This window comes from Intestinimonas sp. RTP31139st1_F5_RTP31139_211217 (assembly GCF_040226735.1).
Taxonomy (GTDB): Bacteria; Bacillota; Clostridia; order Oscillospirales; family Oscillospiraceae; genus Intestinimonas; species Intestinimonas butyriciproducens.
Genome location: NZ_JBCOAQ010000001.1, coordinates 70,082 through 92,504, shown reverse-complemented (window position 1 = coordinate 92,504; position 22,423 = coordinate 70,082). Strand labels below are relative to the sequence as shown.

24 protein-coding genes are annotated in these 22,423 nt (G+C 57.4%); 3 read left to right on the top strand and 21 right to left on the bottom strand.

Annotated features, from left to right (window positions below; all coding sequences use genetic code 11):
- Positions 1-18: 18 nt before the first annotated feature.
- The 10 genes from ispG to ABUA09_RS00415 form a co-directional block, all read right to left on the bottom strand.
- Positions 19-1,056: a flavodoxin-dependent (E)-4-hydroxy-3-methylbut-2-enyl-diphosphate synthase gene (gene ispG, locus ABUA09_RS00460; RefSeq protein WP_033117216.1), complete on the bottom strand. Its 1,038-nt coding sequence runs from the start codon at positions 1,054-1,056 to the stop codon at positions 19-21.
- 10 nt (positions 1,057-1,066) lie between these two features.
- Complete coding sequence (locus ABUA09_RS00455; protein ID WP_349948990.1) at positions 1,067-2,122, bottom strand: M50 family metallopeptidase; 1,056 nt, start codon at positions 2,120-2,122, stop codon at positions 1,067-1,069.
- A gap of 18 nt (positions 2,123-2,140) precedes the next feature.
- The gene (locus tag ABUA09_RS00450; RefSeq protein WP_349948989.1) at positions 2,141-3,289 is read right to left on the bottom strand and encodes a 1-deoxy-D-xylulose-5-phosphate reductoisomerase; all 1,149 of its coding nucleotides are present in this window, start codon (positions 3,287-3,289) and stop codon (positions 2,141-2,143) included.
- A complete protein-coding gene (locus ABUA09_RS00445; RefSeq protein ID WP_033117213.1) occupies positions 3,286-4,113 on the bottom strand; it encodes a phosphatidate cytidylyltransferase in 828 nt (275 codons plus the stop codon). The genes ABUA09_RS00450 and ABUA09_RS00445 overlap by 4 nt, the downstream gene beginning before the upstream one ends.
- A gap of 2 nt (positions 4,114-4,115) precedes the next feature.
- Positions 4,116-4,856 (bottom strand): undecaprenyl pyrophosphate synthase, encoded by a 741-nt coding sequence (gene uppS / locus ABUA09_RS00440; RefSeq protein ID WP_195973448.1) that lies wholly within the window; start codon positions 4,854-4,856, stop codon positions 4,116-4,118.
- 90 nt (positions 4,857-4,946) lie between these two features.
- Complete coding sequence (gene frr / locus ABUA09_RS00435) at positions 4,947-5,501, bottom strand: ribosome recycling factor (protein WP_033117211.1); 555 nt, start codon at positions 5,499-5,501, stop codon at positions 4,947-4,949.
- 1 nt (position 5,502) lies between these two features.
- Positions 5,503-6,225 (bottom strand): UMP kinase, encoded by a 723-nt coding sequence (gene pyrH / locus ABUA09_RS00430; protein ID WP_033117210.1) that lies wholly within the window; start codon positions 6,223-6,225, stop codon positions 5,503-5,505.
- Between the two features lie 218 nt (positions 6,226-6,443).
- A complete protein-coding gene (tsf, locus tag ABUA09_RS00425; protein WP_033117209.1) occupies positions 6,444-7,361 on the bottom strand; it encodes a translation elongation factor Ts in 918 nt (305 codons plus the stop codon).
- Positions 7,362-7,454: 93 nt separating this feature from the next.
- Positions 7,455-8,189: a 30S ribosomal protein S2 gene (gene rpsB / locus ABUA09_RS00420; protein WP_033117208.1), complete on the bottom strand. Its 735-nt coding sequence runs from the start codon at positions 8,187-8,189 to the stop codon at positions 7,455-7,457.
- 221 nt (positions 8,190-8,410) lie between these two features.
- Positions 8,411-8,671 (bottom strand): YlmC/YmxH family sporulation protein, encoded by a 261-nt coding sequence (locus ABUA09_RS00415; RefSeq protein ID WP_033117207.1) that lies wholly within the window; start codon positions 8,669-8,671, stop codon positions 8,411-8,413.
- An 82-nt stretch (positions 8,672-8,753) separates the two neighbouring features.
- On the opposite strand from ABUA09_RS00415, the gene ABUA09_RS00410 reads away from it, so the two are divergent.
- Together ABUA09_RS00410 and ABUA09_RS00405 are read left to right on the top strand one after the other, a co-directional pair.
- Positions 8,754-9,629 carry a C40 family peptidase gene (locus ABUA09_RS00410; RefSeq protein WP_208319092.1) on the top strand — a complete coding sequence of 292 codons (876 nt, stop codon included), beginning with the start codon at positions 8,754-8,756 and terminating at the stop codon, positions 9,627-9,629.
- 5 nt (positions 9,630-9,634) lie between these two features.
- A complete protein-coding gene (locus ABUA09_RS00405; protein ID WP_147586111.1) occupies positions 9,635-11,059 on the top strand; it encodes an adenine nucleotide alpha hydrolase family protein in 1,425 nt (474 codons plus the stop codon).
- Positions 11,060-11,082: 23 nt separating this feature from the next.
- Here the strand turns inward: ABUA09_RS00405 and sigG are convergent, their stop codons facing one another.
- A complete protein-coding gene (gene sigG / locus ABUA09_RS00400; protein WP_033117204.1) occupies positions 11,083-11,853 on the bottom strand; it encodes an RNA polymerase sporulation sigma factor SigG in 771 nt (256 codons plus the stop codon).
- Positions 11,854-11,980: 127 nt separating this feature from the next.
- Between sigG and ABUA09_RS00395 the strand changes: the two genes are divergently transcribed.
- Positions 11,981-12,352, top strand: a complete 372-nt coding sequence (locus ABUA09_RS00395) for an MmcQ/YjbR family DNA-binding protein (RefSeq protein ID WP_279201938.1) — start codon at positions 11,981-11,983, stop codon at positions 12,350-12,352.
- Between the two features lie 57 nt (positions 12,353-12,409).
- On the opposite strand, the gene sigE is transcribed toward ABUA09_RS00395, so the two are convergent.
- From sigE to cobI, 10 genes are all read right to left on the bottom strand, one after another.
- On the bottom strand, positions 12,410-13,132 hold the full coding sequence (sigE, locus tag ABUA09_RS00390) for an RNA polymerase sporulation sigma factor SigE (RefSeq protein ID WP_033117202.1): 723 nt from the start codon (positions 13,130-13,132) through the stop codon (positions 12,410-12,412).
- 30 nt (positions 13,133-13,162) lie between these two features.
- Complete coding sequence (locus ABUA09_RS00385; protein WP_058117648.1) at positions 13,163-14,014, bottom strand: sigma-E processing peptidase SpoIIGA; 852 nt, start codon at positions 14,012-14,014, stop codon at positions 13,163-13,165.
- A gap of 198 nt (positions 14,015-14,212) precedes the next feature.
- The gene (locus tag ABUA09_RS00380; RefSeq protein ID WP_279201933.1) at positions 14,213-15,178 is read right to left on the bottom strand and encodes a DUF3658 domain-containing protein; all 966 of its coding nucleotides are present in this window, start codon (positions 15,176-15,178) and stop codon (positions 14,213-14,215) included.
- A gap of 226 nt (positions 15,179-15,404) precedes the next feature.
- The gene (hemL, locus tag ABUA09_RS00375) at positions 15,405-16,685 is read right to left on the bottom strand and encodes a glutamate-1-semialdehyde 2,1-aminomutase (protein WP_195614233.1); all 1,281 of its coding nucleotides are present in this window, start codon (positions 16,683-16,685) and stop codon (positions 15,405-15,407) included.
- Entirely contained in the window at positions 16,685-17,668 is a 984-nt protein-coding gene (gene hemB / locus ABUA09_RS00370) for a porphobilinogen synthase (RefSeq protein WP_033117198.1), read from the bottom strand. Before hemB ends, hemL begins: the two co-directional genes overlap by 1 nt.
- Positions 17,659-19,164 carry a uroporphyrinogen-III C-methyltransferase gene (cobA, locus tag ABUA09_RS00365; protein ID WP_349948988.1) on the bottom strand — a complete coding sequence of 502 codons (1,506 nt, stop codon included), beginning with the start codon at positions 19,162-19,164 and terminating at the stop codon, positions 17,659-17,661. The genes hemB and cobA overlap by 10 nt, the downstream gene beginning before the upstream one ends.
- Complete coding sequence (gene hemC / locus ABUA09_RS00360; protein WP_033117196.1) at positions 19,161-20,039, bottom strand: hydroxymethylbilane synthase; 879 nt, start codon at positions 20,037-20,039, stop codon at positions 19,161-19,163. The genes cobA and hemC overlap by 4 nt, the downstream gene beginning before the upstream one ends.
- Positions 20,036-20,488, bottom strand: coding sequence for a precorrin-2 dehydrogenase/sirohydrochlorin ferrochelatase family protein (locus ABUA09_RS00355; RefSeq protein WP_058117644.1), 453 nt, complete (start codon positions 20,486-20,488; stop codon positions 20,036-20,038). The genes hemC and ABUA09_RS00355 overlap by 4 nt, the downstream gene beginning before the upstream one ends.
- Positions 20,451-21,704, bottom strand: coding sequence for a glutamyl-tRNA reductase (gene hemA, locus ABUA09_RS00350; protein ID WP_058117643.1), 1,254 nt, complete (start codon positions 21,702-21,704; stop codon positions 20,451-20,453). Before hemA ends, ABUA09_RS00355 begins: the two co-directional genes overlap by 38 nt.
- Positions 21,705-21,740: 36 nt before the next feature.
- Positions 21,741-22,421: a precorrin-2 C(20)-methyltransferase gene (cobI, locus tag ABUA09_RS00345; RefSeq protein ID WP_058117642.1), complete on the bottom strand. Its 681-nt coding sequence runs from the start codon at positions 22,419-22,421 to the stop codon at positions 21,741-21,743.
- Positions 22,422-22,423: the final 2 nt, after the last annotated feature.

Below are 22,423 nucleotides of genomic sequence, written 5' to 3'. Positions count from 1 at the left end.
ACTCTCTCTGTTCTCACGTCAGATCTCATCGATCAGTGAAAACAGCTCGTCCACCAGCTGGTCCTGAGGCACTTTCTTCACGATCTCCCCTTTGCGGAACAGCAGTCCTACGCCATCTCCTCCTGCGATACCTACGTCCGCCGATGCCGCCTCACCTGGCCCATTGACCACGCATCCCATAACAGCGACGGTCAGCGGTTTCTGCACATGCTCCAGCCGCTGTTCCACTTCCTGGGCCAACCGGATCAGGTCGATGCGGGTACGTCCGCAGGTAGGGCATGAAATCAGATTCGGCCCATCCCGCCGGATTCCCAGCGCCTTCAGGATATCCCGCGCGGCGGACACCTCCTCCACAGGGTCGGCAGAAAGGGAAACCCGGATCGTGTCCCCAATTCCAAAGCTGAGCAGACCTCCAATCCCGATGGCGGATTTGATGGTCCCCATACGGAGCGTGCCCGTCTCTGTGACGCCGAGGTGTAAAGGATAGTCACTTTTCTCACTCATCAGACGATAGGCCGCCATGGTGGTCCGCACGTCGGAAGATTTCAACGATACGCAGATATCATCAAAGTCATATCTATGTAGCAGCTCGATATGCCCAAAAGCCGACTCCACCAAGGCCTCGGGCGTAACGCCTCCATATTTGGCCAGCAGAGGTTTTTCCAGGGAACCACCGTTGACTCCGATACGGATGGGGACCCCCCGTACCCTGCACGCCTGCGCCACCGCCTTCACCCGCTCCGGGGCCCCGATGTTGCCGGGGTTGATGCGCACCTTATCCGCTCCGGCGGCTACTGCCTCCAGTGCCAACCGATAGTCGAAATGGATGTCCACCACCAGCGGAATGGATATCTGCTCCCGGATCGCCCCGACGGCCCTTGCTGCGGCCATGTCGGGGACCGCCACCCGAATGATCTCACACCCCGCCGCCTCCAAGCGTTTGATCTGCGCCACGGTGGCCGCGACATCGTCGGTCCGGGTATTGCACATAGACTGGATGGGAATGGGAGCGTTCCCCCCCACGGGAACGCCCCCAACAAGGATCTGTTTTGTCATAGCGATCACCCTATTGAATCAATTTCAAAACATCATTGACGGCCACTACCACCATAAGAAGAATGAGACAGACAAAGCCGGCGGCATTGACATAGCTCTCATATTTGGGGTCCAGCCTTCTGCGCGTGAACAGCGTAAATATCCCATTGACCACTAAGAAGAAAATGCGGCCGCCATCCAAGGCTGGTATGGGTAGGAGGTTCATCACGGCCAAGTTGATGGCGATGAAGGCGACAAAATTAAGGATATTCATCAGGGCATCCATTCTGCTTTCCGACTCCGCGCCCACCTCGCCGATGGCATTGACGATCCCAATGGGACCGGACATGTCTTTGATGCCGGCCCTCCCGCTGAAGAGGTCCACAAGGCTAATCTTGACCAGCCGCACCATATCGACAGCGCTGTACCAGCTCTGCTGGAGCCTTGTGAACGGGGTCGCCTCCTGGACGGTAAAGGTGAGACCATACATCAGCCGGTCATAGCCCGGATACTCCCGGGGGACCAGCGGGAAATCCTCCCTCACCAGCTTCTGTCCATTTCTCTCTATCACCAGGTCCATATTTTCTCCTCCGGCACGGGAAAAGAAGAAATCCAGGTCGGATTTACTGAAAATATGCTCTCCATTCACCGATACGATCCGGTCTCCTGGTAAGAGCCCCGCCTCGCTCTCGTATGGAAAGCCCTCCATGAAGTCCTCGATCACCGGGGTAACAAAGGCCGTCGCCTGGCCAAAAATGAGGATGAGGAGCACCAGACCTGTGAGAAAATTCATAAAGGACCCAGCCACCAGGATGATGAATTTCTTCCAGGCAGGCTTATTGGAAAACGCCCGCGGGTCATCCGAATCATCGTCTTCTCCCTCCATGGCGCAGAAACCGCCCATAGGGATGGCACGCAGAGAATACTGGGTCTCGCCCCGTTTTTGAGACCACAACAGGGGACCCATGCCGATGGAAAACTCATTGATCCGCACGCCCAACAGTTTGGCCGTAATAAAATGACCAAACTCATGGAGGGCAATGAGAACGCCGAACATCAAGATTGCAATGATGATATAAAATGCCATAGAACTGTGTTTCTCCTCTTACTTGGCCGTGCTGCGCACGGCATCGCGGGCGGCGCGGTCTGCCGCCATGATTTGTTCCAGTTGGGGGGCCTGGACAACAGGGACCACGCTCATAGCCCGCTCTACCAGGGCCGGAATGTCCATAAAACCGATTCGCTCCTCCAGGAAAAGCCCCACCGCCGCCTCGTTTGCTCCATTCAGGATCGCGGTGGCAGTGCCGCCGGTACGCGCCGCCTCCATTGCAATCGCCAGGCAGGGGAACGCCTCACAGTCGGGCATTCCAAAGGTAAGCGGAGGACAGTGCAGCAGGTCCAGCGGTCTGGCCGGTCCGATCGTGCGTTCCGGCCAGGTGAGGGCATACTGGATGGGAAGGCGCATATCCGCCGCGCCCAACTGTGCCAGCACCGCATTATCACAGTATTCCACCAAGGAGTGAACTATACTCTCCCGGTGGACCACAATGGAAATTTTCTCGGGCGGCATCCGGTAGAGTCGCATAGCTTCGATGAACTCAAGCCCTTTATTCATCAAGGTGGCGGAGTCCACGGTGATCTTGGCTCCCATGGCCCAGTTGGGATGCTTCAACGCCTGGGACAGCGTCACCTCCCGGAGCTGCTCCCTGCTCCATCCATAGAAGGGTCCTCCGGAAGCGGTGAGGATGAGACGGCGCACTTCCCTTCTGTCTCCGCTGCCCTGAAGGCACTGGAAAATAGCCGAATGTTCCGAATCCACCGGCACGATCTCCGCCCCGCAGCGATCCGCCTCGTCCATAACGAGCTGCCCGGCGCACACCATAGTTTCTTTATTGGCCAATGCGATTCGCTTTCCCCGCCTGACGGCGCACAGAGTGGGCTCCAGCCCGGCCACGCCCACCACGGCGGTGAGTACGGTATCGGCGGATTCCAGGGCCGCAGCCTCCAGCAGTCCCTCCTGGCCCGAGGCCACGCGGATATCCGTATCTGCAAGACGTACCCGCAAATCAGAGGCTGCTTTTTCATCTGCCGCCACAGTCAGCTCCGGCCGGAACCGCCTGGCCTGACGCTCCAACAATTCCACGCTCCGGTTCGCCGTCAGAGCAGCCACCGACATGCCGCATGCCTCAATTACCTCCAGCGCCTGTCGACCGATGGAGCCGGTAGAGCCCAACAGTGCAATACGCCTGCTCACCCCATCACCCCCACAAAAGCCGGGAAAGAGACAATCAGGATCTCCAGCAGAGGTGCAGCAAAAATCACACTGTCAAATCGATCCAGCACTCCGCCATGGCCCGGGAAAATACTGCCATAATCCTTGATCTTATATTCCCGTTTGATATAGGAAAATGCCAAGTCGCCGAACTGGGCCGCCAGCGCGCCCAACAGGGCATAAACGACCAGCAGTCCATAGCGGACCGCGGGTGCTCCGAACCATTTCCCGACGATAAAACCGTACAGGAGTGTGGACAGCACAGCCCCTGCGACACCGCCAACAGCCCCCTCTACCGTCTTTTTAGGGGAGAGCTCCGGCGCCAGCTTGTGTTTGCCGAAAAGCATCCCTGCAAAAAGGGCAAACGCATCGCTGAGCCAGGCCACTACAAAAGGCAGGAGGATATAGTAGTTCCAGTCGGGCATTTCCCGCAGCCGGATGAAGGTCGACAGGAAATAGGGGATCATAATAGACAGGAAGAAAGAGCCCCCCATTTTCTCCATTGTCACCGTGCAATGGCTGGTCATGGCCACCGCAAAGAGGAGAAATACATAGATAAAAAGTGTCACCAACGCCGGGAGCATACGCTCCCCCACAAAAACCCAGAACGGAATAAGCCCCGCCAGAACGATGGCGAGCCCGGAGACCTTCGGATTCTTGACAAATCCGGTGGACCAGAGCACCTCGTGAAGGGCAACCATCGCCAGCACGGAAATCGCAATGGGCAGGCCCCAGTCGGGGGCCAGAAAAAGCACTGCCAGCAGCACCGGCACCAGGACCACTGCCACTATCACACGTTTACCCATGGTTACACTCCTCCAAAGCGGCGCGAACGGCTCTGATAGGCCGCAAGCGCCTTGTGCAACTCTTCCTTTGAAAAGTCAGGCCACAATACGTCTGTAAAATAGAACTCGGCATAGGCCGATTGCCACAGCAGGAAATTGGAGATGCGGACCTCTCCACTGGGCCGGATCACCAGATCAGGGTCGGGCACACCAGCAGAGAAGAGATAACGGGAAAATTGCTCCTCCGTGAGATGGTTCGGATCCGACTTTCCCTCTGCGCAGTCCTGGGAAAACGCGCGCGCCGCCCGCAGAATCTCGTCCCGCCCTCCATAGTTCAGGCAGATGTTTACCTGACAGCCCTCATACCGCTTGGAAATCTCCTCCGTCTCCATGCAGAGGACCCTCAGCTCTTCCGAGAGCGGCGAGAGGTCGCCGAAAAAGTGCATCTTAACCCGATCACGCTCCATGCGGCCGATGGCCTCCAGCAAATATTTCCGAAGGAGGCCCATGATGGCGGAGACCTCCTCCTCAGGGCGCTTCCAATTCTCTGTAGAAAAGGCATAGACTGTAAGATATTCTAACCCAATTTCCTTACAATACGTGGCAATGGTACGGAAATTCTCTGCGCCCGCGGCGTGACCGGCGGTGCGCGGAAGGCCGCGCTTTTTGGCCCACCGTCCATTTCCATCCATAATGATCGCCACATGGCGGGGTAGGTGGGCAAAATCTACCTGCACCGTCTGCTTCTGTTTAAAAAAGGCCATGAACGCCTCCTGAATGATGTGATACAAAGACAGAAAGCGTGCGGGGCGCTGAGGCGCCCCGCACCGCATTGTGTGTATAGCGGTTCCGCCTTACACCGCCATCAGCTCCGTCTCTTTCTTGGCCGCCAGCTCGTCCAATTGCTTGCAGCGCTTATCGGTCATATCCTGGAGGTCCTTTTCGTACTCTTTGCACTCGTCCTCCGTGATCTCCGATTTTTTCTGCATGGCCTTGAACTTATCCATGGCATCCCGGCGGATGTTGCGGATGGCCACTTTACCGTTCTCAGCATACTTCTTTACCTGCTTGGTGAGCTCCTTGCGGCGCTCCTCTGTGAGCTGTGGGAAAGAAAGCCGGATGGAGCTGCCGTCATTTTGAGGGTTAATCCCCAGATCTGAGGTCTGGATAGCCTTTTCAATGGCTTTGAGCAGTGAGCCGTCCCAAGGTTTGATGAGCAGGCTGCGCGGATCGGGAGAAGAGATCGCGGCCACCTGGTTGATGGGAGTGGCGCTCCCATAGTAGTCCACTGCGATCTTGTCCAAAACCGCCGCATTGGCCCGCCCGGCGCGGACACTGGCGAAGTCCGACACGACCACATCTACGGTCTTCTGCATTTTCACGTCATAATCCTTCAGGATCTCTTTCATCTCACTTCTCCTCCTTGACGATGGTTCCAATTTTTTCGCCCATAATTACCCGATAGATGTTTTCCGGGTCCTTAAGGGCAAAGAGAATCACGGGAATCTTATTATCCATGGAGAGGGATGTGGCGGTGCTGTCCATGACCTGGAGATGCTGCGCCAGCACATCATCATAGGTGATACTGTCATATTTGACCGCAGTTGGGTCCTTGTTGGGATCCGCGCTGTAGACACCATCGATATTTTTGGCCAGAAGAATCACGTCGGCATCAATTTCCGCCGCCCGCAGCACCGCCGCAGTATCAGTGGAAAAGAAGGGATTTCCGGTGCCGCAGCCAAACACCACGACTCTGCCCTTCTCCATATGCCGGATGGCCTTGGAACGGATATAGGGCTCTGCGATGGAGCGCATCTCAATAGCGGTCTGGACCCGCACGTCCACGCCCTTTTGCTCCAGCATATCGGCAATGGCCAGGCAGTTGATGGCGGTGGCCAGCATCCCCATATGATCGGCCCGGGTGCGCTCCATCCGGTCCCCCCCATCCTTGACGCCGCGCCAGAAGTTGCCGCCGCCCACTACAATCCCCACCTGGACGCCAGCCTCACTGCATTTCTTGATCACATCGCAGACTCTGCCGATCACATCGAAGTCCAGGCCGCGGCTGGCATCGCCGGCCAGTGCCTCTCCGCTGATTTTCAGCAGGATTCGTTTATACTGCGGTTCAGGCATAGTGAAATATCCCCTTCCCTGTTTTTATAATTTGTCTATCCTATTTTAATATAAGTTTCTCCGTTTGCATAGAGGTCTGACGGCTTTTTTTACAATTTGTTCTCATGGTGCCCTGGAGCGGCACAGCCTACAGCCGCGTAAAATGGAAACATTTGAAGAGTATCGGTGCCTGTGAAAAGAGCCGGGAGCTCTGCTCCCGGCTCTTTTTAACTACATTCTTACTTGCCCAGCTGCTTGGCGATCTCTTCGGCAAAATTCTCCTGTTTCTTCTCAATGCCCTCGCCCTTCTCAAAGCGAACCGCATTCTTCAGAGTGATCGTGCCGCCCAGAGCCTTCGCCGCATTGGCCATATACTGCTCCACGCTCACAGAGCTGTCCTTCACGAACTCCTGCTGCAACAGGCAGTTCTCCTTATAGAATTTGCCCAGCTTGCCGGTCACGATGCCCTCTCTCACCTTCTCAGGCTTGGAGGCCATCTTGGGATCATTCTCCATCTGGACCAAGAGAATCTTCTTCTCTTCATCCAGCGTGGCCTGATCGACCTGGCTCTTGTCCAGGAAACGGGGATTCAGGGCAGCAATCTGCATGGCCATATCCTTGCCGACCTCAGTCACCTTATCCTCAAGGCCCGCAGAGACTTCCAGGTTCACCAGCACGCCGATCTTGCCACCGGCATGATTGTAGGGTACGGACACGCCCTCCGTGAAGAACGCAAAACGGCGGACCTTGATGTTCTCGCCGATCACGAGCACCATCTCCTGCTGCTCCTCCTGCACGGTACGGCCATTGCCATAGGGCTTTGCCATTAGGTCGTCCAGGTCGGCGGGCTTCTCCTTCGCCACCACGGCGGCCACGCCCTTGACGAAGTCCACAAACTTCTCGTTCTTGCCCACAAAGTCGGTCTCAGCGTTCACTTCGACCACCACGCCCACGCCGTCAACCACAGCGGCATAGGCCATGCCCTCAGCCGCGATGCGGCCAGCCTTCTTCTGAGAGGCGGCCAGCCCCTTTTCACGCAGGATCTCAACAGCCTTATCCATATTGCCGTCGGCCTCGGTGAGGGCCTTCTTGCAGTCCATCATGCCCACGCCGGTCATTTCGCGCAGGGCCTGCACGTCCTTAGCGGTAAAAGCCATAATTAAAACCTCCATTATCGTCTCATTTGTCAAGCTTTAAAAAAGCGCCCGCCGCGCGCCGGCGGGCGCTAAGAGCCCTGTATCGGTCGGAAATCAGGCGCCGGTGGCCTCGCCGGCCTTGGCGGCCTCAGCCTCCACATTGTCCTCGCCCTGCTTGCCCTCCATGATGGCGTTGGCCATGACAGAGGAAATCAGGCGAATGGCGCGGATAGCGTCATCATTGCCGGGAATCACATAGTCGATCTCATCCGGATCGCAGTTAGTATCGACAATGGCCACGATGGGAATGTGCAGCTTGCGGGCCTCGTTGATGGCATTGCGCTCCTTACGGGGATCCACCACAAAGAGAGCACCAGGGAGGCGCTTCATCTCGGTGACGCCGCCGAGGTACTTCTCCAGCTTGGCGATCTCGCCCAGATGCTTCATGACTTCCTTCTTGGGCAACATGTCGAATGTGCCGTCCTCCTGCATCTTTTTGAGCTGGTTCAGACGGTCCACACGCCCCCGCATTGTCTTAAAGTTGGTGAGCATGCCGCCCAGCCACCGGGCATTTACATAATATCCGCCGCAACGGGTGGCCTCTTCCTTGATGGCCTCCTGCGCCTGCTTCTTAGTGCCGACAAACAGCAGAGTCTGGCCCCCGGCGGACAGATCGCGGACAAAGTTGTAGGCTTCTTCCAGCTTCTTTACAGTCTTCTGCAGGTCGATGATATAGATGCCGTTGCGCTCCGTGTAAATATACGCGGACATTTTGGGGTTCCACCGACGGGTCTGGTGACCAAAGTGGACGCCAGCCTCCAGAAGCTGTTTCATTGATACGACTGCCATTGAAAAATTCCTCCTTTATTGTTATTACCTCCACCCCGTTCATTCGGAGCCCGCCGACCTGTTCAGGCACAAGGCGCTCCCTCCCGATGGTGTGTGTAATACTGTGCGTTTCTGCACAGCTATGGTATTTTAGCACAGTATGTCCCGAATTGCAACACTTTTTTCCTGTTTACAGGATCTTGTTTAAAAATCTGTGCTTTATGGCCCTTGCCATACCCTTTTCATTCCCTCCGGCTGCGGCGAGCCTCCTCCGCCTCCACCAGAATGATATCCTCTCCAAAACGCCGGACGGACTCCCAGGGGAAGACCTGATCCTCCTCCCGCCCGAAAAGTCCGAAAAAGCGGAGCCTCCCCGGTACAATCAGCGCCTTGACCCTCCCAGTTTCCAGGTCTACCTCTACGTCTCCCACATATCCGAAACGGCATCCGTCGCTGATATTGATGATTTCCTTATCCCTCAGCTCTGCAATCCGGCTCTCCATTCAAAATCCCCCGTTTCCAAAGTGGTCGTTTCCGTGTATAATCAGTCTATGCCACAACCCGCTTGTACTATGAGGTGATTTCTTGAAGTTTCCCACGTCCAGGAGGCGCCGCCTTCTCCTCTGTGCCCTCGCCGCCATCCTGTTCCTTTTTGTCGGGATCTTTTTTTTACAGAGCGCCGTGGCGCACCGTAAGCCCCCCTTTCTTCCAGACTACCCTATCATAGACCTCTCCCCTATTTGGGAACAGCCTCGGCTTGATGCCGAAGACTATGATACGCTGTTTCTCCAGACCGGCCTGGGCCCTTCGGCCGTCGACCGCCTTCGGGACAGCGGTCCGTCCGGTATTGACCATATTCTGGAAGCCCAATCCGCTTTTTTTGCCCCTGTTACTGTAAGCTGTGATCCCCTGTTCGGGCCTTTTGTTAAGGAGGATCACCTTAAAATCCCGGATGGGACCCAGATCATGGCGCCTCCGCTGGCCGATCTCCGGCCGGGGGATATCCTCCTCACCTACTCCACCCACTCACTGGGGTGGCGGCACGGTCACGCCGGCCTAGTGCTGGATGTCTCAGAGGAAGGCGGCTCCACACTGGAGGCCGTGCTGATCGGCACAGATTCCGCCATTATGGACACACAGCACTGGTTGGATTACTCCAACTACCTTGTCCTGCGCCTCAGGGATATGACCCCTGTGCTCCAGGAGGCATTGACCGCCTATGCGGTGGAATATCTGAATGGGGTTCCCTATCGCCTGACCAGCGGCTTTTGGGGTCTGAAGGAGCCTGAAGACGACGCATTTGGCGTCCAATGCTCCTATTTGGTCTGGTATGCCTTTCAGCACTTCGGCTATGACCTGGACAGCGACGGCGGTCGATTGGTGACAGTCAACGATCTGGCCCACTCACCGCTTCTGGAGGTCGTGCAGATCTATGGGTTGGACCCGAGAGAATGGAGCTGATTCCTATGATCCCTGTCTTGCAATCCCGCTGGCGTCTGGAAGGGCAGACTCTTGTATATTACGGGCTTCGGCAGCCTCCGCATCTGTTTCATCGCCGCATCTGGCTGGACCGGCGTACCGCCGCACTGGTGGCCTCTTTGGACGGAAAACGGGATATCTCCCAATATATCCGTACGCCCGGCTTTCAAAAGCTGCTCCGTGAGGGAATCGTGACCGACCGCTCCCTTCTGCGCACCTCTCCCTCCTCCCTGGAGGATGCCGCCTACTGTGTACGCTGCGCCGCAAATGACTATGCCATTCCCGGCCTTGAGCTGGACAGCCATGGGCTCTGCCCGATGTGCAGAACAGAGGAAAAATACCGCTATGCCAAAAATGTCATGCCGGTCCTGCGCACCATTCCCCGTTCTCCGGATCGACGCTACGACGCCGCAGTCTTTTATACAGGCGGAAAGGACTCTTCCTATCTGCTCTACCAGCTGGCGCGGGTCCAAAAGCTGCGGGTCCTCTCGCTCACATGGGAGACCCCTTTTATATCCGACTGGGCCAGGGAGAGCATCGCACATGCCCGGGAGGCGCTTCCTGAAGTAGACTTTCTGGTGGAGCGTGCGCCCACCCCATCGCTGAACGCTATTTATCGGAAGGCCTATGCCCTCCAGAAAAATGTCTGCATCTGCCCCTCCGTGGCCTATGTTCTTTTTTTCCAGCGCCTGTGCCAGTGGGATGTTCCTTATCTGGTGCTGGGAAACGAACCCTCCCAGTGCAGAAATCTGATCTATAATCAAATGGCCCCCGCCTTTTATTATCATCCATTGGCACAATCCGCAGCCCGGCTCGCCGTGAACACATGCAGAGTGTTCACCCTTCGCCGTCCCTTCGCCCCTGGTCAGATGGAGCTCTACATGACGGTGCGCCAACTGGCCTTTGGCGGGGAATCTTCTGGGAAAAAGCGCATTTACCATAACGAGCTGGTGGAGAACACCGCTTCCGCGCTGGCCCAGGCCCCGGACTTCTTGGCTCCTTTCCGGCAGGCCGTGAGAGAAGCCGCTCGTTCCGCTCGGCTCCCCGCATTGATCCATATCGACTTTGACGACATTTCCGAGGGTGGTGTCTACGACTGGACCGGTGTAAAAGAGCTTCTCTCCCGTGAAATCGGGTGGGTGGACGCACCGGATTCCGGGAAAGGACTCCATACCAGCTGCAAAATCGAGCGGTGCAAGGAGTGGTCTCAGCTCTTCCGGTTCCGGAATATGGAGACCTGTATGTTGCCCTTTTCCGCCATAGAGCTCTCTCTGGCCTCCGCTGCCGGTTCCGTCTCGCGAGACCGCGCCATCGAGGAACTCAAGCGGTACTCTGGTTTTTCTTCGGATCTGCCGCCGGAGTGGTCAATCATGCTGGCTGAGTTGGAGAAGGATATCCCCAAATATATGTAAAGCCGCCCGAAGGCGGCTGTGTCTCACAAATTTTTTTTGATCTGGCTGATGGCATTTTTCTCCAGACGGGATACCTGCGCCTGGGAGATGCCGACTTCAGCCGAAACCTCCATTTGGGTCTTTCCTTCAAAAAAGCGCAGATTCAAAATGTGCCGCTCCCGTTCGGACAGCCGGGCGATGGCTTCCTTCAATGCGATCTGTTCCAGCCAGCTTTCGTCCGTGTTTTTAGAGTCCTTCACCTGGTCCATCACACAAATGGTATCTCCACCGTCGGAATATACAGGCTCATAGAGGCTTACCGGGTCCACGATGGCATCCAAGGCAAAGACCACATCTTCCCGCTTGATCTCCAGCATCCCCGCGATCTCCTCCACGGTCGGCTCTCGCTGATGCTCCGCCATGAAATGTTCCTTGGCCTGAAGCACCTTATAGGCGGTGTCCCGCATGGAGCGCGAAACTCTCATGGCGCTGTTGTCCCGCAGATAGCGGCGGATCTCCCCGATGATCATCGGTACCCCGTAGGTGGAAAATCGAACATCCAGGTCCACGTTGAAATTATCAATGGCTTTGATGAGACCAATACACCCCACTTGAAAGAGATCGTCCACATTCTCTCCACGATTGGTAAACTTCTGAATCACAGAGAGCACCAGGCGCAGATTGCCAGCAATCAGTGCCTCTCTCGCCGCCATATCCCCCTGTTTGGTCCGCTTCAGCAGTTCGGTGGTCTCCTCGTTTTTCAGCACTTTCAGTTTGGCGGTGTTTACGCCGCAGATTTCTACTTTTCCTTGCAACCCATATGCCTCCCCGCCGTTTACTGGTATCAGTATTTCCCCGGCGGTGCGGTCCATACGCGTGGAGGACATGCTATATTTTTTATCGTTGGACGGTTTTCGATGGACTTCGAAGGGAGGATTTTTTATGACAAACTATCCCTGGCTGGACGGCTATCTGCTGTCGAAGCCTGGTGCGGAGCGGGATTTCAAAGTGGAATGGCAGTGGGAACGCTATCTGGTACGCGGCAAAATGTTCGCTGCGGTCTGTACGCCCGGTCCGGAACACAAGCCGCACGCCGGACAGACTATGGTGATCCTCAAATGCGACCCCCGCCTGGCCGAGGCCTTCCGCGCCGAATACCCGGACGTGGTCCCCGGCTTTTATTCCGACAAGCGCAATTGGAACAGCGTTTATCTCGACGGAACGGTGCCGGAAACGCTCCTCCAGGACATGTGTGACATGTCCTACTCTCTGGTCGTGGCCAAGCTTCCAAAAAAGGTTCGTGAGACTCTTTAGTGCCCGACCTGCGCGCTGCCCAACGTCCAGTCTGCCGATAATTTTTTTAGTGGGCGGCTACAGCATTCTCAGGATCTCTTTCTTGAGCCGGGAGATGATGCGTTTTTCCAGCCGGGAAATGTAGGACTGCGAAATACCAAGCTGGTCGGCCACCTCCTTCTGAGTCCGCTCCTGCCTGCCGTCCAGTCCGAAGCGGAGCGTAATGATCAACCGCTCCCGTTCCGAAAGCTTCTCCAGCGCATTGGTAAGGAGCTGGCGGTCCACATCATCCTCGATGGGTTTCATCACCAGGTCATTTTCGGTTCCGAGGATATCGGACAGAAGGAGCTCGTTGCCATCCCAATCCGTATTGAGCGGCTCGTCAAAGGATACCTCACTTTTGAGGTTGGCCGTCTTGCGCAGATACATCAGGATCTCATTTTCGATGCAACGGGAGGCATAGGTGGCCAGTTTGATATTTTTGGCCGGCTTATAGGTGCTCACCGCCTTGATCAGCCCAATGGTGCCGATGGAGATGAGATCCTCAATGTTAATACCCGTATTCTCAAAACGCCGTGCGATGTAAACCACCAGCCGTAGGTTCCGTTCAATGAGCTGAGATTTGACGGACTCGTCGCCCCCGTCCATTCTGGCGATCAGCTCGGCCTCCTCATCCCTGGCCAAGGGCGGAGGCAGCGTGTCGCTCCCTCCTATGTACATGATCTTTCCCGGCAGTTTCAGGCCCAGCCTGGCGAGCACCTGCTGGATGCGGACATACAGCCGCAATGTGATTCCACGCATGCAAAAGATCCCCCTTGTCTTCGTTCTCTTTTATTCCCGCGTCCCGATGAGAGCGCTGTAGCCCCCTCCATCGGAGAGTTGGTTGGGGGAGAGCGCCACCAGAATCCCCCCATAGTCCACCGTTCCCACCTGTGCCCGATCCAGTCTCAGGGCCAGAAGCATTCCGCACTCCACTCCCACCGCTTGGTACGGAAGGAGGCGGAAGCGTTTTCCCGTCTCGCTTTTTGAAAGCCGCTCCATTGTCCCCACGGGATCTTTTAATGCCAGTTCGCCCACCTCTTCCGGAAGAAGGGGGCCCAGTTTTGCCCCCTCAGCCACCATAACCGGACGTCCTGTGACCGGATCGGCCAGCGTGTTTCCCGTGTCGACCAGTGCCGTGAGTGCCACCCTTTTTTCCCCCAGACTCAGGACCGCCGGTATGAGTTCACGTCTGGAGTGTTTCGCAGTCCTGCTGAACACCAATGTAAGTGCCACATAGCAGACAGCCGCCGAGAGCAATATGATCTTCAGATCCATAGCCGAGTAAAGGATGCCGTTCCGCAGAGTGAGTCCCCGTCCCCCCAGCAGTCCAATGGCAAAAATTCCACCGCCAAAGGCACAGGAGAGCCCCAAAAACACCAGTGTTACCCGCAGGAGCCTGCGGCTTCCCCCCAGCCCGGCCAGCAGCATGACGATTGCCGCGCTCAATTTGCAGAGTGGATGGGTCAAAAAACCCATTCCGGGAAAAAACACTGCCGATGCATACAGCGCCCCCACCGCTGCACCAAGCGCAAGCCTGGGCCGACAAATGACCTCTCCCGCCAATTTGGCAGTGGCAAGCAGCAGCAGGTAATCCACAATAAAATTGAGCAGAAAAAGGGAATCTATGTAGACGACCGTCATTTCCTTCCCCCTTCTCTTTTGCTTTGAGACTGTCCTATATTATACGAGCCTCCCCATACAAAAAAGGTCTAACCGGGGGTGCTGTCACGACCTGCCCTTGAATCTATATGGCGAGGCGGACTGCGCAAAGGTTTCCGTCCGTTTGAAGCGGATAAAAAGGAATGGGCAAACCGTCTATGTCGGTTTGCCCATTCCTTTTTATCCGCTCTTGCGAAGCATGCGGCCGTAAATCGGTCTATCGGGGTCAGGAGCCGATATAGGCTCGAATAACCCTTCTTTTATGAACTTCTCAATCCGCAGCGCAATCCAGGCATCCCCAATACCAAGTTGGTATCGGCCTAAAAGATTGCCTATTACATTGGCTTCCAGAAATTCATTCGATTGCGCTTCCAACTCCCGCAAAATGAAACTATCATAGATGTTTTCGGGCGCGCCTTGCAGTTTTCCATTTAGGAATATCCGCAGCGGATCATTTTCCTCCTGCAACTGCCGCCAGCGCATCGCACAGGCCGACAGCAGGGCTGGCTTCACTTCCTGCTGCAAGGGAAGATACCGTCCCCATTTCCCCGGAGATATTTCGCCCCATCCGATATAAGCACAAAGCGTGTTTTGATCAGAATATTCCCATTCCGGCAGTTTGATACTATATATAGGTCCATGGGGCGAAACGGATTGAAGCTGCGTCAGCAGCCAGTAAAAGCCGCAAATCTCATCAGGATTATGACTATACCAGATCCGTACAGCCTCGCCGCGAGAAGCGCGCTCCAGAACTTCCCGCAACGAATTCCGGCTTTTCAGGATCATCTGATCCATCCGCTGCCCCGCATCATCTCCCGCGGCCCAAGTGGAGCTTAATTGTTCCAGCACCTTTCGACGGCTGCTGCCAATACCATTTTCAGCTATATCGCCTATACTCCATGCGACATCGATGCCATATACATCCGCTGGGTTCCCTCCAAGCGGGATCGCCCTTTCCCATTCTTGGCGAGCGCGTGCTTCCGCATCTTTCTTCGCGGCTTCCAGTTCCTTTTTTGAGGGCTTTGGGCCTTCTTCCCGCTTCGCAAAGATAAAACCGATCGCGCCGTCGGGACATTTACCCGTACCATATCGCTGGGCCACCTTTAGACTGCCGCAAGCACTTTGACTAAATACTACTTCGATCACAGAAAAAATTTCCCCCCCTCCGTCTCCCCTATAAACAGTATTAAGAATTTTTCAGCGCCCGGGTAAGAAAACAAGCGGAGAGGACCCGCAAACCGTGGATCACAGCCTGTGGGTCCTCCCCATGCCAAAGGTTCTTTCCTCTTTGCTGCCCCGCTGAACGGGCGGGTAAGCGCTCTGATGGTTTACCTGTCGGCGGGATCTGAAATGTGAAAGCGGATGTTCGCCTCTATCCCTCGGCAAATACCTCATCGACCGCCTCCAAGGTACATTCCAGATCCTCCCTGGTATGGGCTGTAGAGACGAACATGGCCTCAAACTGCGCCGGCGCCAGGTAAACGCCGCGTTCCAGCATACCCTTAAAATACCTGGCATATCTGCCTACGTCGCTTCCCTTGGCATCCAGGAAGGTAGTCACGGCGCTGGGCGTGAAGAACGGCGCCACCAGGGACCCAATCTGGTTGACCGCCACACCGGCCCCATGTTTCGCCGCCGCGCGGCGCATCCCTTCCGCCAGCTCTTTGGCATATTTTTCGAGGGCGGCATATACCTCAGGGTGGGCCTGGATATACCGGAGCTGGGCAAGCCCTGCGGCCATAGCCACAGGATTGCCGGACAGCGTCCCGGCCTGATAGACCGGCCCGCAGGGGGCCACTTGTTCCATAAGGGCCCGGCTGCCGCAGTAGGCTCCAACGGGCATACCTCCGCCGATGATTTTACCAAACGTGACCAGATCAGCCCTTACCCCGAAATATTCCTGGGCCCCGCCGGAAGCCAACCGGAATCCGGTAATGACCTCGTCAAAGATCAGAAGCGCATCGTGTTTGTCGCACAGGGCCCGGAGTCCCTCCAGAAAACCGGGTGCCGGTCCTACCACGCCCATGTTCGCCGCCACAGGCTCCACAATCACACAAGCCACCTGTCCGTGGTATTCCTCCAGCAGAACCTCCACAGAGGCGAGGTCATTATACTGCGCCGTCAAGGTATGCTTCACGATATCCTCCGGCACCCCTGCAGAGCTGGGATGCCCTCCCGCCAGAGCGGAGGAGCCCGCATTCACCAGCAGGCAGTCACTGTGTCCATGGTAGCAGCCCTCAAATTTGATGAGTTTGTCCCGGCCGGTGGCCCCCCGTGCTAAGCGAAGCGCAGACATCACAGCCTCCGTACCGGAGTTCACCATGCGGACCATCTCAATGTTGGGGACCATCTCCACCATGAGCTCGGCCATCTCCACCTCCCGCTGCGTGGGCGCGCCAAAGGAAAGGCCGTCCTTCACGGCCCGCTCCACCGCCTCCCGGACCGCAGGATGGTTGTGTCCCAACAGCATGGGCCCCCAGGAACAGACATAATCGATATAGTGTTTTCCGTCGGCATCGTAGATATAGGCGCCGTCGGCCCGCTCAATGAATCGCGGACACAGCTCCACAGCTCGGAACGCCCGCACCGGGGAATTGACGCCGCCCGGAAGCACCTTTTGGGCCCGGTCAAAGAGTTCCTGTGATCGCTCCATCAGCCGATATCCCCCTTTTGAATCGCCCCGGCCAGCTCCTTGGCAAAGTATGTGATCAGCATATTGGCACCCGCACGGAAGACCGAAAGGGCGCTCTCGCACATCACCTTGTACTCATCGATCATCCCTGCGTTTCCAGCCGCCTTGATCATGGCGTACTCGCCGGAGACAGAGTAGGCGCACATGGGAAGATCAAACGCCTCTGAGCACTCCCGGATCACATCCAGATAAGAGAGAGCCGGCTTTACCATAAGGATATCGGCCCCCTCATCCACATCCAGCGCACACTCCTTTACCGCCTCCTTGCGGTTGTGAGGGTCCATCTGATAGCTTTTCCGGTCCCCAAAAGAGGGGGCCGAACCGGCGGCCTCGCGGAAGGGCCCGTAGAACGCGGAGGCATACTTGGCAGAGTAAGCCATGATGGGCACATTCTGATGATCGTGCTGATCCAGAATCGCTCGGATCGCAGCGATGCGTCCGTCCATCATGTCCGAGGGAGCTACCATATCAGCTCCGGCCTCCACGTGGGAGAGGGCGGTTTTCGAGAGGACCTCCAAGGTTTTGTCGTTGTCTACCTCATGCCCGCAGAGAATACCGCAGTGGCCGTGGTCGGTATACTCGCACATACACACGTCGGTGATGAGATAGAACTCCGGATGTTTGGCCTTGATGGCACGAATCGCCTCCTGGATCACACCCTTCTTGTCCCAGGCGGAAGAGCCCTGCGCATCCTTCTCTGCCGGGAGCCCGAAGAGGATCCCCCGCCGGATACCGGCTGCAAGGCACTCTTCCACCGCCTCATTCACTGCATCCACGCCGTAATGATATTGCCCATCCAGCGCGGGGATGGGGCGCTTGCCCGTCAGTGTTTCGTCCACAAAGATGGGGTAGATCAGACTGTCCACAGAGAGCCTGGTCTCTCGGCACATCCGGCGGATGGCTTCATTCTGCCGCAGTCTGCGGGGACGATTGATCAGTTCCATGTCTCATTACCTTCTTTGATGATAATATCGATCAGCGCGTCCATGGTGGCCTGTGCCGCCACTCTGGTGCGGATACCGTACCATCTCGCTTCGGCGGCGGTCTGCTCGCCGATACATGCTCCCAGGACCCTGCTGAAATCCAAATCTCCTCCCACAGAGTGGGCAAAGCCCCGCACCGTGGAGGCACTGGTAAAGGTGACGATATCCACCTTATCCTCCCGAATCAGGGCCCGAAGGGCAGCGGCATGCTCACTTTCATAGGCTGTGGTGTAGCAGTGGATGTCATCATAAGGAATCTTACCGCGCTCCAGCGCTTCCGTCAAGGCCGGAGAACCCAGTTCAGCCCTGAGGATGAGGACCCGTCCGGACACCATTCCGGCCAGACCTGCGCCCAGATGGGCGGCATCATAGACCGCCGGGATATAGTCCGCCCGGAGTCCATGCTTTCTGAGCTCCCGATCCGTACCCGGACCAATGGCGGCCAGCGTCACTCCACTGAGTGCCCGCGCATCTTTTCCTTCGCGCTCCAGCATGCCCCAGAGGGCCTCTACACCTGCGGGGCTGGTCAGAACCAGATGCGTGTAATCGCCCAGCCGATTCAGCGCCGCCTCCATCTCCGGGCAGGGGATGATGGGCTCGGTGCGGGTACATGGATATTCATATACGTCGGCGCCCAGCTTGCTGAGCCGCCCTGCCAGTGTGCCAGACCGCTCCCGCGGGCGGGTGACCACGATTTTCTTTCCTTTGAGCGGCAGGGCATCAAACCAGTCGAACTTTTCCGCCAGAGCGCACACTGGGCCGACAATGCTGATCGCCGGGCTTGTCACCGCCTGTTCTGTCGCCGTCTGCGCCAGAGTCCCCACCGTCGCATTGAAGCGGCGCTGCCGGGGCGTTGTCCCCTGCTCTACGATGGCCGCCGGCATATCGGCATTCATCCCCGCCTCCAAGAGTCCGGCGCAGATATCCGGCAGACTGGTGACGCCCATCAGAAAGACCAGTGTTCCCCGTGTCCTCACCAGGGCTTCAAAGTCGATTTCCAGCGGCTTTCCCGCCCGGGCGTGGCCGGTGATGATATGGAGGGACGATGTAAACTCCCGGTGTGTCACCGGGATTCCACCATAAGCTGGAACCGCAATGGCCGAGGTAATGCCGGGCACCTCCTCAAAGGACACGCCGTGTTCTGTGAGCAGTTCCAGCTCCTCGCCGCCCCGGCCGAACAGGAACGGGTCCCCTCCCTTCAGGCGTACCACACGTTTGCCCTCCAGAGCCTTGTTCAGCAAAAGACGGTTGATCTGCTCCTGTGGAACCAGATGGTGGGACGCCTCCTTGCCCACATTGATCTTTTCCGCATTCTCCGGCATCAGGGACAAAACCGCAGGACTCACCAGGCGGTCATACACAACCACTTGTGCCTCCAGCAGAGCTTCGCGGCCCTTGACCGTGAGGAGCCCCGGATCTCCCGGCCCCGCGCCTACCAGCGTTACCTTACCAATCATGCGTCTCCCTCCCTGATGCGCTCCGCCAACTCAATTCCAAGGGCCTCTCCCCGGGTGCGGGGACCGGAAATCGCATCGAACCTCGCCTCTCCGTCAGGGCCCACATCCATCCCCCGCAGGATCAGCGTATCTCCTTCCACCGTGGCAAAGGCCGCCACCGGCGAGGAGCAGCCGCCGTCCAGTCTGCGGACAAAGGCCCGCTCCGCAAGGGCGCAGTCGGTCCCATCCCGGTCCCGGAACCGCTCCAGCCAGGAGACGTCCTCCCCTGCTCGGACCTGGACAGCCAGAATTCCCTGTCCGGCAGCGGGGATCATCTCCTCCGTTGTGAAATACCGTGCGATCCGCTCCTCCAGACCAAGGCGCCTGAGGCCGGCTGCCGCCAGTACCAGCGCGGCATATTGTCCCTCGTCCAGCTTTCTAAGCCGGGTCTGGACGTTTCCGCGCACGGGCGCCACAGGCTGCCCGGGGAACAGCCTCCTGAGCTGCAGGGTCCGGCGCGCGCTGGCACAACCGATGGGCTTGGTCGGGTCCAGTTCCCCCACCCCGAGGGGCAGCACCAGCGCGTCCCTGGGGTCCTCCCGGTGTGAAAACCCCGCCAAAGGCAATCTGGGGTCCAGCTCCATGGGCAGGTCCTTACAGCTATGTACGGTAAAATCCACCTGTCCGTCCAGAAGCGCAGCGTCCAGTTCCTTGACAAAAAGGCCCTTGCCCCCCACTTTATCCAGGGTGCGGTCCAAGATCTTGTCGCCGGTTGTCTTCATGGTGACCAGCTCGATGTGAATCGTCGGGTCCCATGTCCGAACAGCATCCATGACTGTCTCAGTCTGAACAACGGCCAGAAGGCTCTCCCGGCTTCCCGCTCTGAGTCTCTTCAATCCAATTCCTCCAATGCTTTTCGCACTGCGCTTGCCGCCTCTGCGGCCCTGCGGTGGTCGCCGCCGCTGTGGGAGACCAGGCCCACCGTCACGCCTCTATGTTCACAGACAGCCGGAAAAAAGAAGGTGCACTCCTCCCGGCGATCCGCCACGCTGACGGGGATGCCCAGTTTCCTCGCCTCTTCCCCAACCGACCGGTTCACCTCCCGGTCATCTGTGGCCGCCACAGCCAGAAAAGCGCCCGCAAGATCTCCCGGCACATAGACACGTGGGACCCAATCGATGTTCCTCACGCCGCCCTTCCATTCGGGTGCGATCACCGTTACAGCCGCGCCAAATTCGCCCAGGACCGCTGCCCTGCGGGCGGCGATGGCCCCACCGCCCACGATCACACATCGCCTGCCATACAAGTCAACAAATAGCGGAAAACAGGATGCGTTTTTCTCCATGGCAATTCTCCCTCTCCCGGCTCCGGACGGCGGTATGGACTTTGATTTTCCCCACCACCCGCTCCAGGTCCTCCGGGGTAAAATGCTCCTTTAGCCCGCCGGTCAGCAGATCCACAGCTTTACTGACCGTCAGCTCCACCAGTTCCTCCTGCTCCAATCCGTCCTCCAGCTCCGGGTAGGTGAGCACCCGCTCCGTAATGGCCTCTTTCAGGTTCTCAATCGCGGGGAGACATTTCCGATAGTTGTGCCACTCGTAGAAACGGCCCATATAATCATCCAAAATATCCAGTACCTCCACAGGGATCTCCCCCCTGTGCTGTTCAGCTCCCAACGTATCCACATTATAAAGCGTGATACCGGGAATCGCTCCTACTCCTGCGTCCACGTCCCGCGGCATAGAGAGATCCACGACCCAGGAGGGCCTTCTCTTGAGCATGCTCATCTGCTCTGCCGTTACCGTGTAATGGGGACTGGTGGTGGCTGAAAGGACCAAGTCCATCCCCTCCATAGCCGAAAACCGGTCATCATAGGGAACCACGCCGCAACCGGCAGGTACCACGGTCTCCCCATGGCGGTAGGTCCGCAGTGTGACGGTCACCGAGCAGCCGGCCTCGCGGAGAAGAGATGCCGACAGTCGGCCCATCTCTCCATTGCCAATGACCAGCGCGCGCTTCCCATCCAACTTCCCCATATCCCGTCTCAATACATCGACCGCCCGGGCGGCGGCGGAGGTAGCGACTCCGGTAAGCCGAACTTTTGTTTTGATCTCCTTGCCCGCAGCCACAGCGTTTCGAAACAGGGTCTCCAGCACCGGGTCCGCCGCCCCCTGCTCCCTGGCTATGCCGATGGCCGCCTTCACCTGGGAGATAATCTGATCCTCTCCCCAGATCTGAGACTTGAGCCCCCCGGCTACCTCCATGAGGTGCCTGGCCGCCGCGCTGCCACGTCGCGTCACGAAAGCGCCGGCAAACGGAGCATATTCCAGCCCCACCGCGCCGCAAAGGATTTCGTCCGGCTTCAGATCGCTCTCTGGGGCGCACGAGAGATAGAGCTCCGTACGATTGCAGGTGGAGATGAGCGCACAACCCAGAATCCGTAGATTCTGGGCTCGGATCCGCCCCACCAGCGCTCCCACCTGCGCCTTGGTAAAGGAAAGCTGCTCCCGCAGCTCAATAGGCGCCTGACTGTAGTCCAGACCGGACATCAGAATGACCATGGAAAAACACTTCCTTGAGACAGTTTGGTAATCAGACTATTCCTTAACGAGCACCACTGAAAAATAACCGGTGTCGTCCGTCATATCCGCAAAGCGGGGGTATAACGCTTCTCCCTCCATGCCGCAGTTGGCCACCATGGAGGCCCTCTCCAGAAGCCCCTTCTCCCGCAGGAGCGCCTGCAGTTCTCCGATGTTTTTTCCCGCCTTCATGAACACTTTATTGGCCGGAATGTCCAGGCAGTCGGCCGCCTCATGAGAAGCCGGAACGATGAGAAGCCGTTCCGCCCCTTCACACAGGGATATATTGAGCCGGGCGGCCACGGCACAGAAGGAAGGAACGCCCGGGATCAGCTCAGCCTCATAGCCGCGGGCGAGCACCTTCCTGTGGACGTAAATATAGGTAGAGTACACTGTGGGGTCTCCCAGTGTAATAAAGGCCACGCTCCGCCCCTGATCCAGCAGTGCGCAGATATCCTCCGCGATTCTCTCATAACACCCGTCCAACAGGCTTCGATCCCGTACCATGGGGGTGGGACAGTAAAGGAGCTCTTTCCCCTCCACAAACTCTCTGACGATATGGAGTGCGGTTTTCTCTCCCGCCCCCTTGTCCGGAACCGCCACCACGTCAGCCCCGCGCAGGATGCGCTCGGCCTTTCTGGTCACCAGCTCCGGATCTCCGGGCCCTACGCCAACCCCATACAGTTTTCCCTGATCCATAT

What these genes read in the sequence shown, in the direction of transcription:
- ispG (WP_033117216.1), bottom strand. Translation starts at nt 1,056, where the DNA reads ATGACAAAACAGATCCTTGTTGGGGGCGTTCCCGTGGGGGGGAACGCT.
- ABUA09_RS00455 (WP_349948990.1), bottom strand. Translation starts at nt 2,122, where the DNA reads ATGGCATTTTATATCATCATTGCAATCTTGATGTTCGGCGTTCTCATT.
- ABUA09_RS00445 (WP_033117213.1), bottom strand. Translation starts at nt 4,113, where the DNA reads ATGGGTAAACGTGTGATAGTGGCAGTGGTCCTGGTGCCGGTGCTGCTG.
- uppS (WP_195973448.1), bottom strand. Translation starts at nt 4,856, where the DNA reads ATGGCCTTTTTTAAACAGAAGCAGACGGTGCAGGTAGATTTTGCCCAC.
- frr (WP_033117211.1), bottom strand. Translation starts at nt 5,501, where the DNA reads ATGAAAGAGATCCTGAAGGATTATGACGTGAAAATGCAGAAGACCGTA.
- pyrH (WP_033117210.1), bottom strand. Translation starts at nt 6,225, where the DNA reads ATGCCTGAACCGCAGTATAAACGAATCCTGCTGAAAATCAGCGGAGAG.
- tsf (WP_033117209.1), bottom strand. Translation starts at nt 7,361, where the DNA reads ATGGCTTTTACCGCTAAGGACGTGCAGGCCCTGCGCGAAATGACCGGC.
- rpsB (WP_033117208.1), bottom strand. Translation starts at nt 8,189, where the DNA reads ATGGCAGTCGTATCAATGAAACAGCTTCTGGAGGCTGGCGTCCACTTT.
- ABUA09_RS00415 (WP_033117207.1), bottom strand. Translation starts at nt 8,671, where the DNA reads ATGGAGAGCCGGATTGCAGAGCTGAGGGATAAGGAAATCATCAATATC.
- ABUA09_RS00405 (WP_147586111.1), top strand. Translation starts at nt 9,635, where the DNA reads ATGATCCCTGTCTTGCAATCCCGCTGGCGTCTGGAAGGGCAGACTCTT.
- ABUA09_RS00395 (WP_279201938.1), top strand. Translation starts at nt 11,981, where the DNA reads ATGACAAACTATCCCTGGCTGGACGGCTATCTGCTGTCGAAGCCTGGT.
- sigE (WP_033117202.1), bottom strand. Translation starts at nt 13,132, where the DNA reads ATGCGTGGAATCACATTGCGGCTGTATGTCCGCATCCAGCAGGTGCTC.
- ABUA09_RS00385 (WP_058117648.1), bottom strand. Translation starts at nt 14,014, where the DNA reads ATGACGGTCGTCTACATAGATTCCCTTTTTCTGCTCAATTTTATTGTG.
- hemL (WP_195614233.1), bottom strand. Translation starts at nt 16,685, where the DNA reads ATGGAGCGATCACAGGAACTCTTTGACCGGGCCCAAAAGGTGCTTCCG.
- hemB (WP_033117198.1), bottom strand. Translation starts at nt 17,668, where the DNA reads ATGGAACTGATCAATCGTCCCCGCAGACTGCGGCAGAATGAAGCCATC.
- cobA (WP_349948988.1), bottom strand. Translation starts at nt 19,164, where the DNA reads ATGATTGGTAAGGTAACGCTGGTAGGCGCGGGGCCGGGAGATCCGGGG.
- ABUA09_RS00355 (WP_058117644.1), bottom strand. Translation starts at nt 20,488, where the DNA reads ATGGAGAAAAACGCATCCTGTTTTCCGCTATTTGTTGACTTGTATGGC.
- hemA (WP_058117643.1), bottom strand. Translation starts at nt 21,704, where the DNA reads ATGGTCATTCTGATGTCCGGTCTGGACTACAGTCAGGCGCCTATTGAG.
- cobI (WP_058117642.1), bottom strand. Translation starts at nt 22,421, where the DNA reads ATGGATCAGGGAAAACTGTATGGGGTTGGCGTAGGGCCCGGAGATCCG.